The sequence below is a fragment of the Clostridium gelidum genome, assembly GCF_019977655.1.
Lineage (GTDB): Bacteria > Bacillota > Clostridia > Clostridiales > Clostridiaceae > Clostridium > Clostridium gelidum.
The window spans coordinates 3651510-3666469 of record NZ_AP024849.1 but is presented as its reverse complement, the minus strand read 5'-3'; the positions used below and the strand labels follow the sequence as shown (position 1 = coordinate 3666469).

At 29.6% G+C, this 14960-nt stretch carries 14 protein-coding genes; 10 read left to right on the top strand and 4 right to left on the bottom strand.

Annotation, left to right across the window (positions count from 1 at the left end; translation table 11 throughout):
- The first annotated feature begins 35 nt into the window (after positions 1-35).
- A complete protein-coding gene (locus psyc5s11_RS16835; RefSeq protein WP_224033646.1) occupies positions 36-866 on the top strand; it encodes an ornithine carbamoyltransferase in 831 nt (276 codons plus the stop codon).
- A gap of 320 nt (positions 867-1186) precedes the next feature.
- Here the strand turns inward: psyc5s11_RS16835 and psyc5s11_RS16830 are convergent, their stop codons facing one another.
- A complete protein-coding gene (locus tag psyc5s11_RS16830; protein WP_224033645.1) occupies positions 1187-1654 on the bottom strand; it encodes a DUF11 domain-containing protein in 468 nt (155 codons plus the stop codon).
- Between the two features lie 131 nt (positions 1655-1785).
- Positions 1786-2157: a DUF7619 domain-containing protein gene (locus psyc5s11_RS16825; protein ID WP_224033644.1), complete on the bottom strand. Its 372-nt coding sequence runs from the start codon at positions 2155-2157 to the stop codon at positions 1786-1788.
- A gap of 401 nt (positions 2158-2558) precedes the next feature.
- Here psyc5s11_RS16825 and psyc5s11_RS16820 point away from each other — a divergent pair, with 401 nt between their 5' ends.
- Both psyc5s11_RS16820 and psyc5s11_RS16815 read left to right on the top strand, forming a co-directional pair.
- The gene (locus psyc5s11_RS16820; RefSeq protein ID WP_224033643.1) at positions 2559-3068 is read left to right on the top strand and encodes an HTH domain-containing protein; all 510 of its coding nucleotides are present in this window, start codon (positions 2559-2561) and stop codon (positions 3066-3068) included.
- A 179-nt stretch (positions 3069-3247) separates the two neighbouring features.
- Entirely contained in the window at positions 3248-4033 is a 786-nt protein-coding gene (locus tag psyc5s11_RS16815) for a sugar phosphate isomerase/epimerase family protein (protein WP_224033642.1), read from the top strand.
- A 284-nt stretch (positions 4034-4317) separates the two neighbouring features.
- Here the strand turns inward: psyc5s11_RS16815 and tnpC are convergent, their stop codons facing one another.
- On the bottom strand, positions 4318-5787 hold the full coding sequence (gene tnpC / locus psyc5s11_RS16810) for an IS66 family transposase (protein ID WP_224033641.1): 1470 nt from the start codon (positions 5785-5787) through the stop codon (positions 4318-4320).
- Between the two features lie 245 nt (positions 5788-6032).
- Here tnpC and psyc5s11_RS16805 point away from each other — a divergent pair, with 245 nt between their 5' ends.
- The 3 genes from psyc5s11_RS16805 (at position 6033) to psyc5s11_RS16795 (ending at position 9165) form a co-directional block, all read left to right on the top strand.
- Positions 6033-6380, top strand: a complete 348-nt coding sequence (locus psyc5s11_RS16805; protein ID WP_224033640.1) for a TIGR04076 family protein — start codon at positions 6033-6035, stop codon at positions 6378-6380.
- Between the two features lie 1443 nt (positions 6381-7823).
- Positions 7824-8408 carry a type 1 glutamine amidotransferase family protein gene (locus psyc5s11_RS16800; RefSeq protein WP_224033639.1) on the top strand — a complete coding sequence of 195 codons (585 nt, stop codon included), beginning with the start codon at positions 7824-7826 and terminating at the stop codon, positions 8406-8408.
- Between the two features lie 298 nt (positions 8409-8706).
- On the top strand, positions 8707-9165 hold the full coding sequence (locus tag psyc5s11_RS16795; protein ID WP_224033638.1) for a VOC family protein: 459 nt from the start codon (positions 8707-8709) through the stop codon (positions 9163-9165).
- A gap of 469 nt (positions 9166-9634) precedes the next feature.
- Here psyc5s11_RS16795 and psyc5s11_RS16790 read toward each other — a convergent pair whose 3' ends face one another.
- Positions 9635-9898 carry a hypothetical protein gene (locus psyc5s11_RS16790; RefSeq protein WP_224033637.1) on the bottom strand — a complete coding sequence of 88 codons (264 nt, stop codon included), beginning with the start codon at positions 9896-9898 and terminating at the stop codon, positions 9635-9637.
- A 233-nt stretch (positions 9899-10131) separates the two neighbouring features.
- Between psyc5s11_RS16790 and psyc5s11_RS16785 the strand changes: the two genes are divergently transcribed.
- The 4 genes from psyc5s11_RS16785 (at position 10132) to psyc5s11_RS16770 (ending at position 14705) form a co-directional block, all read left to right on the top strand.
- A complete protein-coding gene (locus tag psyc5s11_RS16785; RefSeq protein WP_224033636.1) occupies positions 10132-11163 on the top strand; it encodes an alpha/beta fold hydrolase in 1032 nt (343 codons plus the stop codon).
- A 251-nt stretch (positions 11164-11414) separates the two neighbouring features.
- On the top strand, positions 11415-11843 hold the full coding sequence (locus psyc5s11_RS16780) for an N-acetyltransferase (protein ID WP_224033635.1): 429 nt from the start codon (positions 11415-11417) through the stop codon (positions 11841-11843).
- Between the two features lie 146 nt (positions 11844-11989).
- A protein-coding gene (locus psyc5s11_RS16775) for an IS3 family transposase (RefSeq protein WP_375541960.1) occupies positions 11990-13338 on the top strand; the annotation gives its coding sequence in 2 pieces (ribosomal slippage) (positions 11990-12377 and positions 12377-13338; 1350 coding nt in all).
- Positions 13339-13847: 509 nt separating this feature from the next.
- Complete coding sequence (locus psyc5s11_RS16770) at positions 13848-14705, top strand: AraC family transcriptional regulator (RefSeq protein WP_224033634.1); 858 nt, start codon at positions 13848-13850, stop codon at positions 14703-14705.
- The last annotated feature ends 255 nt before the right edge of the window (positions 14706-14960 follow it).

Genomic DNA, 14960 nt, shown 5'->3' with positions numbered 1-14960 from the left:
ATAGTAATTTATAGATGAGTTGGAGGTGATAACTTATGAAGAGTTTAGTTAGGCTAAGAGAATATAGTAGAGATGATGTTCAAGGAATATTCCATATTGCTGATGAATTACAAAGTGGAAAGTATAAGGACTTTTTAAATGGTAAGACAATAGTTATGTTCTTTCCAGATTCAAGCATAAGAACAAGAATTACGTTTGAAAAAGGAATATATTTATTGGGGGGGCAAACTATACTATTTCCACCTTCAGCATTGGATAAGAAAGAAAAAATTGAAGATGTCATAGGATATTTAAATAATTGGACTGATGGTTTAATTATACGCTACAAAGATATTTCTGTTATTGATGAAATAACAAGGTATGCTAATTTTTCAGTAATCAATGCTATGACAGATATAAATCATCCTTGTGAGATGTTAGCTGATATGTATGGTTTATCTAAAATAAGGGAGGACTTTACCAAAGAAAAGTATCTATTTGTAGGAGCAAACGGAAATGTTGGATTAGCATGGAAAGAAGCATCTGAACTAATGGATTTTTCATTAACACAAAGTAGTCCAAGTGGATATAAAATATCTGGTGTTAATCATATAATTGACTTAAAAAGTGCTATTGTTGGTAAAGATATTATTTGCACGGATTCGTTAGGCTCTGACATATTAAAAGATTTCTCTGAGCACCAAGTTACATTAGAAATAATGGAGAATGCAAATAAAAATGCAATATTAAATCCTTGCCCTCCCTTTTATAGAGGAGAAGAAGTTTCTAAGGATGTAATAGAAAGTAAGTATTTTGTTGGATATTCTTTCAAAAAATATCTATTAGAGATACAACAAGCAATAATAATATATAGTATGTTAAGCTAAACAAATTACAATTTGTTGATCAAATATATGTGTTATATTTATCTTAAGAAGAGCACCAATTAGTGATGAATCAGATGCTCCCATTATTCATATCATGATTGAATAATGGGAGTTTTTATTATGAAAGTTTTGCAACCAAAATCATATTGGGTTATAAAAAATAGGATATGTTTAGCGTAGTTTGTAGATATTATGTATTAAACTAATACATAATAAAATAACCATTAATAAAGTCTATAATAATATATATAGTTTTTATTAAAACACTAATGTATTGTGGTGAGAATACTTTAAGACATCTTTAACTTGAAGTTATAATATTAAGAGTTAAGTGCTAAAATGTAAGACCTAAATGGATTGTTAATTATGCAATTGAAGTTTTTACTTACAACTTCAATTGAATTAACCTTTATATCAGGAGTTTGTGGGCACAAAACTATAATAATTTTACAAAAAGAATGTGATTTTATATTAGCAATATTATAAAAAATCTTACAGTGATAATGTTTATATTTTCCATTTTCTACGTAGGTAGAAATGAATTTTACACCTTTTGGTAGAATATCTTTTAAGTGTATGTTAGTTATATCGCAATTAAGGTTATTTATAATATAAACACTATAAACTAAGTTATTTCCGCATTTAGAAACAGACTGAGTGAGTACTAAACATGGTACTTCTATTGAAATCATTGAACAGATAGACTGATATGAATGAGTATTGCTTGGCTTAACAGTTACATGATTCTTTATTAATGATAACTTTAAATAACATCTTGAATTTGCCATAAGTACCTACCTTTTAACCAATAGTAATATGGAGTTTTGTGAAGCTGTTACAAAATGTTTTTATAAAGTTGTAATGTAACAGCTTTTTATTTTAAGATAAATTTATATTAAATAGAGTTCATATATTAATATTATCCAACAACTGTTGCAACAATGGTAACGACAACAGTTGCAGAAGTTGCAATAGTACCAAGGTTACCAGAAATAAGCCTTGTTGTAGAATTATAAGAAAGTGTTGAGCCATTATCAGATGTTGCTGAAACATAGGTAAGGTTAGGGCTAAGTGTATCAGAGAATTGTACTGCTGTAGCAGATGCAGTACCGGTATTCTGAATTGTTATTGTATAAGTTATATTATTACCGATTAGTACTGTAGTAGCATCTGGTACTTTAGTAAGACTTAAGGTGGTTTCAGCAGTGTTTATACTTGTTATACTGGCATTTCCAGTGACAGCAGCTGTATTGGAACCATTAATTTTCGCCGTATTTATTATAGTAGACATTATTTTATCGCTCCTATCTTATCTAAATTTTTAGTAAAAGATATATTTTAGAATTATTATATGAAATTAATTATAAAATGTTCTATTTGTTAAACGAATTAACGTTATTTTATATAACATAATAAATAAAAATTCGGGGAGAACATAATTAAAAAAGAGTTATAAAAATCATATGAGATTATTATAAAAGATCAAATAGCCATTAGATTGTTCGCCATACTATTTAAGGAAGCAGTTACATCCTATGAAAATTGAAAGGGTTATACTTACAAAATATGTTATAATACTACTGGAAGACAAATAGTAATTTGCAGGATGTATTAGCATAATGTCTGTTGAGTTGATGCACAATGGTAATACGAAATAAGGATAAACTATAAATATTCTAAAAGGAGACTATAATGGAAATTAATTCAGTTAAAACTATTATTTCTACAAACTTCAATCAAACTGAAGATGTTATAAGAAAAGACATAGAAAATTTGCTTAAAAACTATAAAATGGAACTGAAATCTTTGAGTAAGATGATAGGAGTAGATTATGTTTGGTTGAAAGATTATATGGATGGGAAAAATAAATTATATGATTTTTTTACCAATATCGTAAATTCTGGTGAGAATAATGGAGATAGTTTGAAAAATTCCAATATTCCGAACCCTTCGCATTTATGCAACATGATTTTTATGCTATCTGAGGGGATAGTGATGGTAAATAAAGATGACCGAGTTAAAGCAGTAATAGATGTGCTAATAGATGAGTTTGAAATTAGCTATGAAACCTTAGCTATATATTCCGGACTTGAGCTAGGAGATTTGCAAAGTTTTATGAATGATACTAATTCTGTTTCTTGTGAGAAAAAATATAAGTTAGCAGTAGCAAGTCTATTTTTGCATTATTTATTTAAAAAATAGACAATTACAGATTATTTATATAATCAGCGTCTTAGCGGTATAAAGTAAAATAGACCTGAAAACTATAAATTGCTTTTCTTCACAATGAAGTAGAAAACTTTATTTGTGAAATTTTGTTATGGTTAAGTCTATGAATTATAAGAAAGCTATGATGGTAAAATTAAGAAAGGAAGTGGATTATGCTTACTATTTATGATTGGTTTGGCTATGAATTGACGAAAAAGGAGCGTTATCGGTTGATAAAAGAAGCCGGATTTGATGGCATTTTATTATGGTGGAGTGATGGTTTTGGTCGTGATTGCTTTGGTCTAGGTGATTACAAAAGTGGACCTCAAATTGTGCGAGAAGCAGGGCTTTTTATAGAAAATATCCACACACCATTCCACGCAGAAAACAACCTCTGGCTTGACAATCTTGACGGTGAAGATTTAACGAATTGCTATTTGCAATGTGTTGCAGATTGCGCCGAATTTGAAATTCCAACAATGGTGGTGCACCTGCCAAACGAAGACCATCCATATAACGCATTGGGGCTTGATAGAATCAAGAGAATCGCTGAAAAAGCAGAACAGTTTGGCGTCAATGTTGCGATGGAGAATATACGGAATTTTTCCAATTTGTCATATGTATTGGAGCAAGTAGATTCCCCTCGTATTGGATTCTGTTATGACTGTGCCCATCATTACCGCTACTACTTTGGCAATGATTTATTATCAATGTATGGTTCTCGGTTGATGGCACTACATCTACATGATAATTATGAAAACGTCGGACACCTGTTACCTTTTGACGGCACAATTGATTGGTCTATTGCAATGAAAAAAATTGCGAAAACAGATTATTCAGGTGCGACTGCAATAGAGGCCATGAATTGGAATTATAATGATTTATCGGCAGAAGAATTTTTAAAAGAAGCGTTTGAGCGAGCAAAAAGGCTGGAGGCATTACGAATCTATAATCCATAAAAAAATTAACTTACTTTAGCAGAAAAGATTTATAATATATTTTTTAATTCCGCATTATTCAGAAATGAATTTGCGGTATTTTTTATGTTTTAAATACTGTGCAATACTACAAATACGGTAAGGAGGAAATTAAATTTAAGAATAATTATGAATGCAGTTACATCCTATAAAATTGAATGGTAGTAACTATTCAGCTGTAGTCATTTAAAATTTTAATAGATATACTTTTAGGTATGGCAAATAGGGGTATCAACTTATTCTCAATACCCCTAGAAATATCTTAGTTAAACTAAGGTCGGATCGATTATATTTGAAGTAAATACTGATTTTATACAATCCAAAGTATTCAAGCTATTTTTTCGAACCGTGGATACATATCCACGAATTCTAGTAAATGCTTTTGCGCCATCTTTACTTCTAAATGTTCCAGAGATTTTTTGTTTAACCTTAGTCATTCGTAGATCACGCTCTGCAAGATTATTATCAAAAGGTATTTCAAAATCATACATAAAAGCAAGTATTTGATTTTTATAACCGCTTAATCTATTTAATAGATTAAGACTAGTACTTTTCTTTACTTTCTTTTTACTGTATGCTTTACTATTTGCTATATAATCTTCTTTGAAGCCATCTTCTAATATTTGATCATATCTTTTTTCAAAGGCTTCAATTTTATCTAAAGTTAAGGCATTGGCAGTATTCCAAGATAAATCTACTTCTTTTTTTATTTCTACTAATAGATTTTTCAAAGGCTCTGCCCATTTTTGTTTTTCTAGCTCTGATATAGCATTTAACTCTCTTAATATGTGAGCATTGCATAAAGCGTGCTCACAAGAGTATTGATGATATGTCTTCCAGCAGTCATGTACTGCTGTTCCGGTAAATTTAGGTAATATATTTATATCATCAATAGCTTCTTTACCTCGTTTTTCATGTGCTTCATAATAAGTATATTTATCATTTGAAGCAACATGTAGCCATTGGCGTTTTTTATCTATATATATTCCAGTTTCGTCATAATGTACAGCACCTTGATAATTAGTTATTGCATTTTTTATATTTTCTTCAACAAGTTCTAATTTTTCATGACAGTTATTATTAAAATTGACTATTGTACCTTGACTTAAACTTATATTAAACATATCAGAAATCAATTCAGCACCACGTTTAAACGGAATTAATTGATATTGAGTTAAATAAACAGCTATCGCTTTTACTTTATCGCCATATTGAACTGTGTTTGTTATTCCCTCAGGGAATTTACCGGTGTTTTTTCTTCTACACTTTGGACATTTTTTAACTTCTGATCTATGTTCAGTAACTTTTACTTTAGTCTCTGGTAGATCAACCACTTGTCGTACAATTATACTGTCCGGAGCTACATCCTGTAAGGATTCTCCGCAAATATCACATTTATCTACAGTGTGTACAATTATTTCATCTGGATTTTCAGTAAGCTCAAGTGTCTTTCCATCATGACCTTCTTGACCACCAGGTTTTTTGCCTGATTTAGTTCTTAAAGTTTTAGTTTTCTTTTTAAAACCATCTGTCGATGGTGGTTTGCTACTGTTATTACTATTCTTTTGAGTTTGTTTTTCTAAAGATTGAACACGCTCACCGAGAGCTTTATTTTCTTTTGAAATTTTTTCTACTTGAGAATTTAGACCTTTTATTTCATTTGTAAGTTCTTTTATAACACTCATAACTTGCGTTAATCCTTGATTATAGATTTCTATAATTTTGCCTTCGCTCACGATAGTCACCACCTTATCATTAGTTTTTTAAAAGACAATATTTATAATACCAAAAGCTAAGAATAATAGGAATAATTTTTTGAAAAATTATTTAATATATAATAAATTTATTCAATAGCTGAATAGTTACGAATGGTATTATATTTACAAAATATGTTATGATTTACTAAAAGATGAATTGTAATTTGTCTTTTAGTAGATTATTTATAAACAATGAGAAAACAAATTTTAAGTTGGAGGTTATTATGAAAAAATGGTATGATGAAGAGTACGAATGGGAAATTGAGGTAACAGGGTTTCTTCAAAGTGACCACACAGAGCGGTATTGCCGAAATGGAGAAGAAGTTGGAGATAAGTATACCTGCACCTATGGCTGTCCTGTAAATAAGGATGGACAGGGTATTTGCTCCAAAGTAATGATGATGATGTTCCCAATCATGGAGGCTGTCAGAAGTGGTGGAGATTTAGGAAATATTGGTGGCAATGGCAAATATAGCAAGGATATTGTATGTCCAGATGGTTGCGTTATGTTTAGGATGACGGCAAAGAAACTTGGAAATGAGAACTTTTATAATGGGAAGTTTTTCGATTAGCTTAAATTTTTATTGTGTTCAGTTTGGTAATAAAATGAAAATACAATTTTGGCTTTTTCCGGTTGATTATTAGGACTGTTTTTTAAACAATAGATTGAACACTTGTTAGCCAACTTGAAATAACAGATGATATTATTGGAGATAGTTGGCTTTATGAGGAAGTGCATTTGTCAGATAGTGGGAAATTTGATTTTCAAGTTCTACTTTACTCTCCTAAAGGCTTTTTAACTTCACATGAGTTTAGAGTTATTGCAGATGATATCTTGATTGAAGTCAAAAGATATTAGTTAATATTTGAAATGGCTGCTGATAATAATTTTGACTTAGACAAGGAATGGCAAAAGGAAGAAAAAGAAAGCAAGAAAAATATTTTAAATTAAAAAAATAAATTTCAATTTACGGTTGAGTAATAAAAAATAGTAATTTGTCAGGTGAATTTAATTATATAATCAGAGAGGGGTAGTAAAGTGAATATGCATTTCGAATTTTCTTGGGTAGGATTAATTATTTTTTTGTTGCCTATGATAATAAATGTATTTTATGTAATCTTTCCACCAAGGAGCAATGGTGGTGAAGGAGATACTAAAAATAAAAAATTTCCTATATTAGAGGCAATAGAACAAGGTACAAGAATTGCCTATGCAGTTATTTTGTGTATTTTAATAAGCAACAAGAGTTTGAATTATACGAATCCCTTATTGTATATAAGTAGTGTGTTTTTAATTTTATATTATATCGTATGGATTAGGTATTTCATAGGTGGACGAGACACAAAAATGCTAGGAACAAAATTTTTGTTTATTCCTATGCCTTTAGCAGTTTTTCCTGTACTATACTTCATTTTTGCATCTTTGTGGATGAACAACTATATAGCCACAGGAGTTATGTTTGTATTCGGCATTGTTCATAATATTATTTCATATCAAAATTTGTTCTCAAATTATTAGTCCTATTGTAGATTTTAATTAGTACATTGAATAAAATGAGTATAATCTTTGCTCGCTAAATTCCAATTTAGTGATCAAATATATGTGTTATATTTATCTTAAGAAGAGCACCAATTAGTGATGAATCAGATGCTCCCATTATTCATATCATGATTGAATAATGGGAGTTTTTATTATGAAAGTTTTGCAACCAAAATCATATTGGGTTATAAAAAATAGGATATGTTTAGCGTAGTTTGTAGATTTGACGTAATAAACGAAAATTCGTTCTTTGAAAATAAAATAGCGTGATATTTTATAAAATATGGTATAATTAGTCTTATGTGGATAGTAATTTGAAATATAGATTGAAAAATAGTGTTTCACGAAAAATTATTATTTATATATCTTATTGTTAAGGAAGGAGATGATATATATGAAATTGTATAAATTTGCAAATCTTAAAAACATGAGAAGGGCGGTTATGTTTTAGCCTTTCTACGGACAGGAGGATATGATGAATAATATTAAAAATGAAGTATTGGTTGTGTTGACAGAACGATGGAATGATTGGGAAGCAAGTTATGCCATTGCAGTTATTAATTCTTTTACAGATTATGAGGTGAAAACTATTGCAGTTGATGATATTCCAAAGAAATCAATGGGGGGCATTAAAGCATCTGTTGACTACAGTATAAATGATTATCAGAATTTTAATAATCTTGCTATGGTTATTCTCCCAGGTGGTTTTTCTTGGGAGGAAAATGATTATGACGAGATTGCAGAATTTGTTAAGAAGATAATGAAATTACAGACTCCTGTAGCTGCCATTTGTGGTGCAACCACTTTTTTATGTAAGCATGGGCTACTTAATAATATTAAGCATACAGGTGATAGCTTAGAATTATTTAAAAATCAAGAAGGATATACGGGAGAAGAATTTTATATTCCAGCACAATTAGTTATTGACAATGAAGTTATCACTGCAAATGAAACTGCAGCTGTTCAGTTTGCTTATGAAATTTTTAAAATATTAGAGACTGACAGTGAAGAAGAAATAGAGCAGTGGTATGATAACTTTAAAAATGGAGCAATTCGTTAGAATCAAAGTATAATCATATATACAAATTAATTTGAATATATGTCATTATTATATCACAAAATTTAATGATACATTAGAATATCGCACTATTCTTAAATCAGAATGGTGTGATATTTTTTGTTTAAAATACTGCACAATACTAATTATGGATGCAGCTGCAGATCCAGTAACTGCATTCATTGTAAAAATTACGTAGTAAATTAAAAAATGCTCTTTGAAAATTAAATAATGTTATATTTACCCAAATATGATATAATTAATGTATAAGAAGAGAATATTGGAATAGGAGTGGTATGAATTGAAATTTACATGTCCATTAATTGCAGTTAGTGATTTAGAAGCTTCCAAGAAATTTTATAAGGAAGTACTTGGTCAAGAGATTTTATTGGATCTTGGCTGGAATGTTACATTTAGTGGTATATTTGCAATACAGCTTAATTTTGCTGATATTGTATCAATAGACAAAAAAACAGTTATGAAAAGGTCACATAATTTTGAATTGTATTTTGAGGAAGATGATTTTGATGCCTTTATTGAACATTTAAAGAAATTTGAAGAAATTGAATATGTTCATCAACCTAAAAAGTATGAGTGGCAGCAGCGAGTAGTTAGAATATATGACCCTGACAAGCATATTATTGAAATTGGAGAATCAATGGCAGTCATTGCAAAACGTTATTTAAATCAAGGTTTATCCATTGAGGAAACTGCTAATATTATTCAACATCCAATTGAATTTGTAAAGAACTGTAAATAGATATGTATTGGACAAAATACACGTAAAGTCACAATAATTATTATATTAGGTATAAGCAGAAATAAAGAACAAGTTGGGATATCACATTATTCAGAATGAAAGTGTGATATTTTTTTCTGTGCAATTCTAAAAAAATGTAAGGTAATAAATCTAAGAATGAGGTTAGAATACACCAAACACAAAAGCCAGTTAATCTATATAAATGGATATTAATGAATTACGCAAAGTAAGGAGATAAAATTTTAGATACTCATGTAGGTAATGCATCAAGTTTGGTTGCGTGTCATGAAATGGGATTTGATTTTCTAGGATTTGAGTTAGATAGAAATATGTTTGTTCTGGCCAGTAAAAGATTATCTGATTCGATGAATCAATTAAATATGTTTTGTGTGATGTAGACATTATGTAGAAGATATACAAATTGCTAAATATCTATGCAGAAAGCTTAAACTAAAAAAGCAAATATTATTTAATCTTTCGTAAAGGTAATGGCGAGTTCTCCCTTACCAACTATTGCTATCATATCAGCATTATTAATAGGACCTATGTTTACAACTTCGGTTTGAGCATCAAATCTGTTATAGAATTTTTGATTACCATTTGAATCAACTATGCTTAAACTTGTAGGAATATTTGGGTTAACAAGCTTAACAGTAGCATTAAATTGGTTGATTTCAGAGATACTATAGATACCTTGAGTATAAACATTTGATGATGAGGATACTGTAAACATAATCGTAGCTATTAAAAATTTCTTGATTTTAATTTGATACACCTACTTTATTGTATATTGTGTAGATTTGACGTAGTAAATTAAAAAATGTTATTTGAAAATTGAATAGTACGGTATTTAACGTGGAAAATACAAATTTTATAAAGAATCTAAAATTTGGTATTGAGTTTAATTACTTAATATGGTATAAAAACCATGTAGTGCAATAAATCAGTTTTGAAAGGGATGATTTTATGTCATTATTTTGGGCACATACACCTGCGTTTAAAGATGATTCAGGGAATGAAATACCAAATAGTATTTCAGAAATGAGAATGGTCACAATCGAGAAGACTAAACAGTTTGTATTGATTCGTGGGGAAAGTATATCTAATCCTGTTTTACTTCTATTACATGGTGGGCCAGGCTCACCTGAAACAGGACTTTTCAGGTATTATAATTATTCGTTAGAGAAGAAATTTGTTGTTGTTTATTGGGATCAACGAGTATGCGGAAAATCTTATACAAAAAAATCTGTTGGAGAGCCTTTGTCAGTCAATATGTTTGTTGATGATGTTTGTGAGTTAGCTCAATATTTAAGATCGAACTTAAAGAAAGAAAAAATATTTTTATTAGGCCATTCATGGGGAACTCTTATAGGAACCATGGCAGCCCATAGGGTCCCAGAACTTTTCTATGCCTATGTTGGAACAGGACAAGTATCCAGCATGCCAGCTGGTGAGTTGGAATCTTATAGATTTGCAATAAATGCTGCTAAGGAGAGCAATAATAAAAAAGCGCTTAAGGAGTTAAAAGAAATAGGCGAACCAGAAAATGGGATATATAAATGTGGTATTTCAGGAATTAAAAGAGAAAGAAAATGGCTTACTTATTTTGGAGGCGCAATTTACGGAGAAAAAAGCTTTTTACCACTTTTAAAAAAATTACTCATTACTAATGAATATAACATTATTGATTTTTATCATTTTTTTAAAGGAATGAACGCTCCATCGAGAAATAAAATGTCGCAAGGTGAATTTTTAAAAATAAATCTTTTTGAAACTGTTAAAGAGTTGGAGATTCCGGTTTATTTTTTCCTTGGAAGACACGATTATCAGATTCCTTCCAGTGTAGCAGAAAAATATTTTAATTATTTGAAGGCTCCAAAGAAAACTCTTGAATGGTTTGAAGAGTCAGCACATTGCTCTTGCTTTGAAGAATCCAGCAAATTCAATAAGCTTATGGTTGAAAAGGTGCTAAAAGAAAATATAAAAAACTTAGTTTAACTAATAAATTTGCTTTTTATATAGAAATTTAACAATGAAAAGGATAATAACTTTAAATACCGTAATATTCATAAACGTTGATTTTACGTAGCAACTAATAAAATGATGTTCTTTGAAAATTGAATAATGAGGTGCTTATAAAATATGTTATAATTAATAAGAAAAAGGTAATTACAGTTAGCAGAAAGGGTGAACTTGATGAATGGATTCGACTCTAATTTTTAATATTTTAAGAAATTGAGGAGAAGAGTATGATTAAAAATTTTGATTTAAGTAAATTAAATTCAGTAATGAAAATTTGGATTGACACTAATATAGATGCCCATAATTTTATACAAAAGGAATACTGGATTAATAATTATGATTTGGTTAAACAAATGTTACCATTAGCTGATATTTATATATTTGAAGAAAATAATGTTATAAAGGGTTTTATAGGGGTTATAGAAGAAAATTATATAGCAGGACTTTTTGTGAAAAAAGAATATCAAGGAAAAGGCATAGGTCAGAAGTTAATAGATTATTGTAAGTCTAAATATTTGCTTCTTAAATTAGATGTGTTTATAAAAAACAAAAATGCAGTGAATTTTTATTATAAAAACGGTTTTAAAGTTTTGGATGAACATTTTAGTGAAGAAACGAATGAGATTGAATATACTATGTCTTTTGGTAATAAATAATTTAGATTATAACAAAATATGAAATTAAGAAAATACCGCATTATTCAGAAGAAATTAAAATGTACCCTATAAGATAGACAGTAAATAAAATATCTATCTTATAGGGTTTTTATGTATAATAAAACAAAGAGATAGGAGTAGATTTTATGAGTAATAAGTTATTTACAAAAGAAGAAATAGAATTGATATCTAGAAATAAATATGTAAAAAATGTTAGTGAAAGATCAATTACATATACAGATGAATTCAGACGAATTTTTATATCAGAATACGAAAAAGGAAAGTTTCCACGAAAGATATTTGAAGAATCTGATTTCGTGATAAGTATCTTAGAGATTGGACGAATTGAATCGATAAGTAAAAAATGGCGTGCTGCCTATAAGGAAAACGGTATACATGGTTTAGATGATACAAGAAAAGGCAAAGCTGGGCGACCTCGTGATAAGGAACTTTCTATAGACGAAAAATATGAACGTCTTAAAGTACAAACTACTCTACTGAAAGCTGAGAATGAATTATTAAAAAAACTCGATTTGATAGAAAGGAGAGTGATAAAACGAAAATAGGTTCATTAACAAAAGAAAATTTCATTCTTATTAAATCAGTAATTAAAAAATATAAATTAAAGAATATGACAAGCTATTTATGCACATTAGCTGGTGTATCACGTTCTGGATATTATAATTATTTTTCAGCAAAATCCGAATGCTTGCGCAGCAAGCGCAACGATAATGATTTGGAAGTTAAAGATATAATTTTAAAGGCATTCAACTTCAAAAAACATAAAAAAGGTGCAAGACAAATAAAGATGGTATTGAAATCTCAATATGGAGTTGTATATAATCTAAAACGTATTCGCAGACTTATGAAAAAATATGACATAGTTTGTCCTTATAGAAAAGCAAATCCATATAGACGAATGGTAAAAGCAACTAAAGAACATAAAGTCTTACCTAATGTGCTTAATAGGAATTTCAAACAGAATACCCCTGGCAAAGTATTGCTTACGGATATTACCTATTTGTTCTATAAAAATAAAAGCAAAAAGGCTTATTTGTCGACCATTAAAGATGCATCAACTAATGAAATAATGGCTTATAATGTATCTGATAGTCTCACATTAGATATAGTTATCGATACTATCACCAATCTTAAGAAATCAAAAAGTGTAAAATTTCATCCTGAAGCTTTCATTCATTCAGATCAAGGATCACACTACACAAGTCCTAAATTTCAGAAGTTAGTAAAAGAATGTGGGTTTGGTCAATCTATGTCTAGACGAGGAAACTGTTGGGACAACGCCCCGCAGGAATCATTCTTTGGGCATTTCAAAGATGAAGTAAACATAAAACAATGCCAAACATTAGAAGACCTAAAAAATGAGATAGACCAGTACATGATTTATTATAACAACTATAGATATCAATGGAATTTAAAAAGGATGACTCCTGTTGAATACAGAAATCATCTCATTGATTCTACACAGTATTTTTAACAATGTCCTTTACAAAGGGTACATTTTAAATGAATTTGCGGTATTTTTTTGTACGCAATACTAATAAGGGATGCAGATATAAATAATGTAATAGAATATATTCATTAAAAAGAAAATTTCATATTATCCATATACCCATTAGGCTAATAACTGGAAGTTGATATAGTCATTATAATTTTAGGTTGTACTAAATTACGTGAATTCCATAGTCATACGAAATCTAGCTAATAATAGTACTTTTATTGAGGAGGTAAATTATATGTAGATAGACTCAGTAAATTAAAAAATGATCTTTGATAATTGAATAATGTGATATTTACAATTTATGTTATAATTAATTCAGAATAGTAGATTAATGTAACATATGAAACATGCAAACAATTCAATAAATAGTAATTTGATGTATAGGTTATTTAATAATCTTTACGGCAAGACAAAACATAACACAAAAAGTCGGGAATAACCGCTTGAAAAGAGATAAGATATATGTACAGACAGGGGTGATGATTATGGGATGGATTGAAGGAATCGGTGAAGCTATCAACTATATTGAGGAGAATATTACTGAAGAAATCACAATAAAAAATATTGCAAAAAAAACATTTATATCGACCTTCTATTTCCAAAAAGGCTTTGCAATGCTTTGTGGTTTTACGGTCGGAGAGTATATCAGGCAACGCAGGCTTACCCTTGCCGGCAGTGAGCTTGTTTCTACTGATGAAAAAATTATTGATATTGCACTGAAATATGGCTATGCCTCACCAGATAGTTTCACAAAAGCTTTTACTCGATTTCATGGTGTGACACCTACTGCTGTTAGAAAAGATGGAGCAATGATTAAATCGTTTGCTCCGCTGAAAATTAAATTTTTATTGGAAGGCGGTTATATTATGGATTACAAAATTGTTAAAAAAGATTCATTTACTGTCATGGGCGTATCAAAGGTGTTTAAATATGATAGTGCAACTACAGAAATTCCACCGTTTTGGACAGAGCATTATCAAACAGGAAAAGGGAAAATTGTATGTGGAATGTACGGAATAAGCATAGATGAGAGCATGGGTTCAGATGAGTTTGAATATTTGATTGCAGACAATTATAATCCATCCATAGAAATACCTAATGGTTTTGTTACAAAGATTATTCCTAAATTCACGTGGGCTGTTTTTGCTTGCAAGGGCGCAATGCCGAAATCTCTGCAAGATGTAAACAAAAAGATTTTCTCAGAATGGCTGCCTAATTGCAAGGATTATGAAATTGCTGCAGGTTATAATATTGAAATGTACTCTGATATAGCTGATTATCCTCAAGGTGTTCAAGATGAAAACTACTACAGCGAAATTTGGATTCCTGTTAAGAAAAAATAACTATGTAAAAGAGCATAATTCGGAGTTCATCAAATTCCAAACTTGTAAAGTTGAGGCAGAATAATTTTAAATTCAGTTCTGTCGTATCTTTGATAAATTAGGAATTACTAAAAATAAATAGAAAATTGTAAAATCGTATTATTCAAGAGATTGAATTTGCGATTTTTTTAATGCGTCATATGTAGATAGAACTAACTCGCTAAAAGCGACGGCTGTTTTTTCTCATACTACTAATTTGAAATTTATAGTTTCATA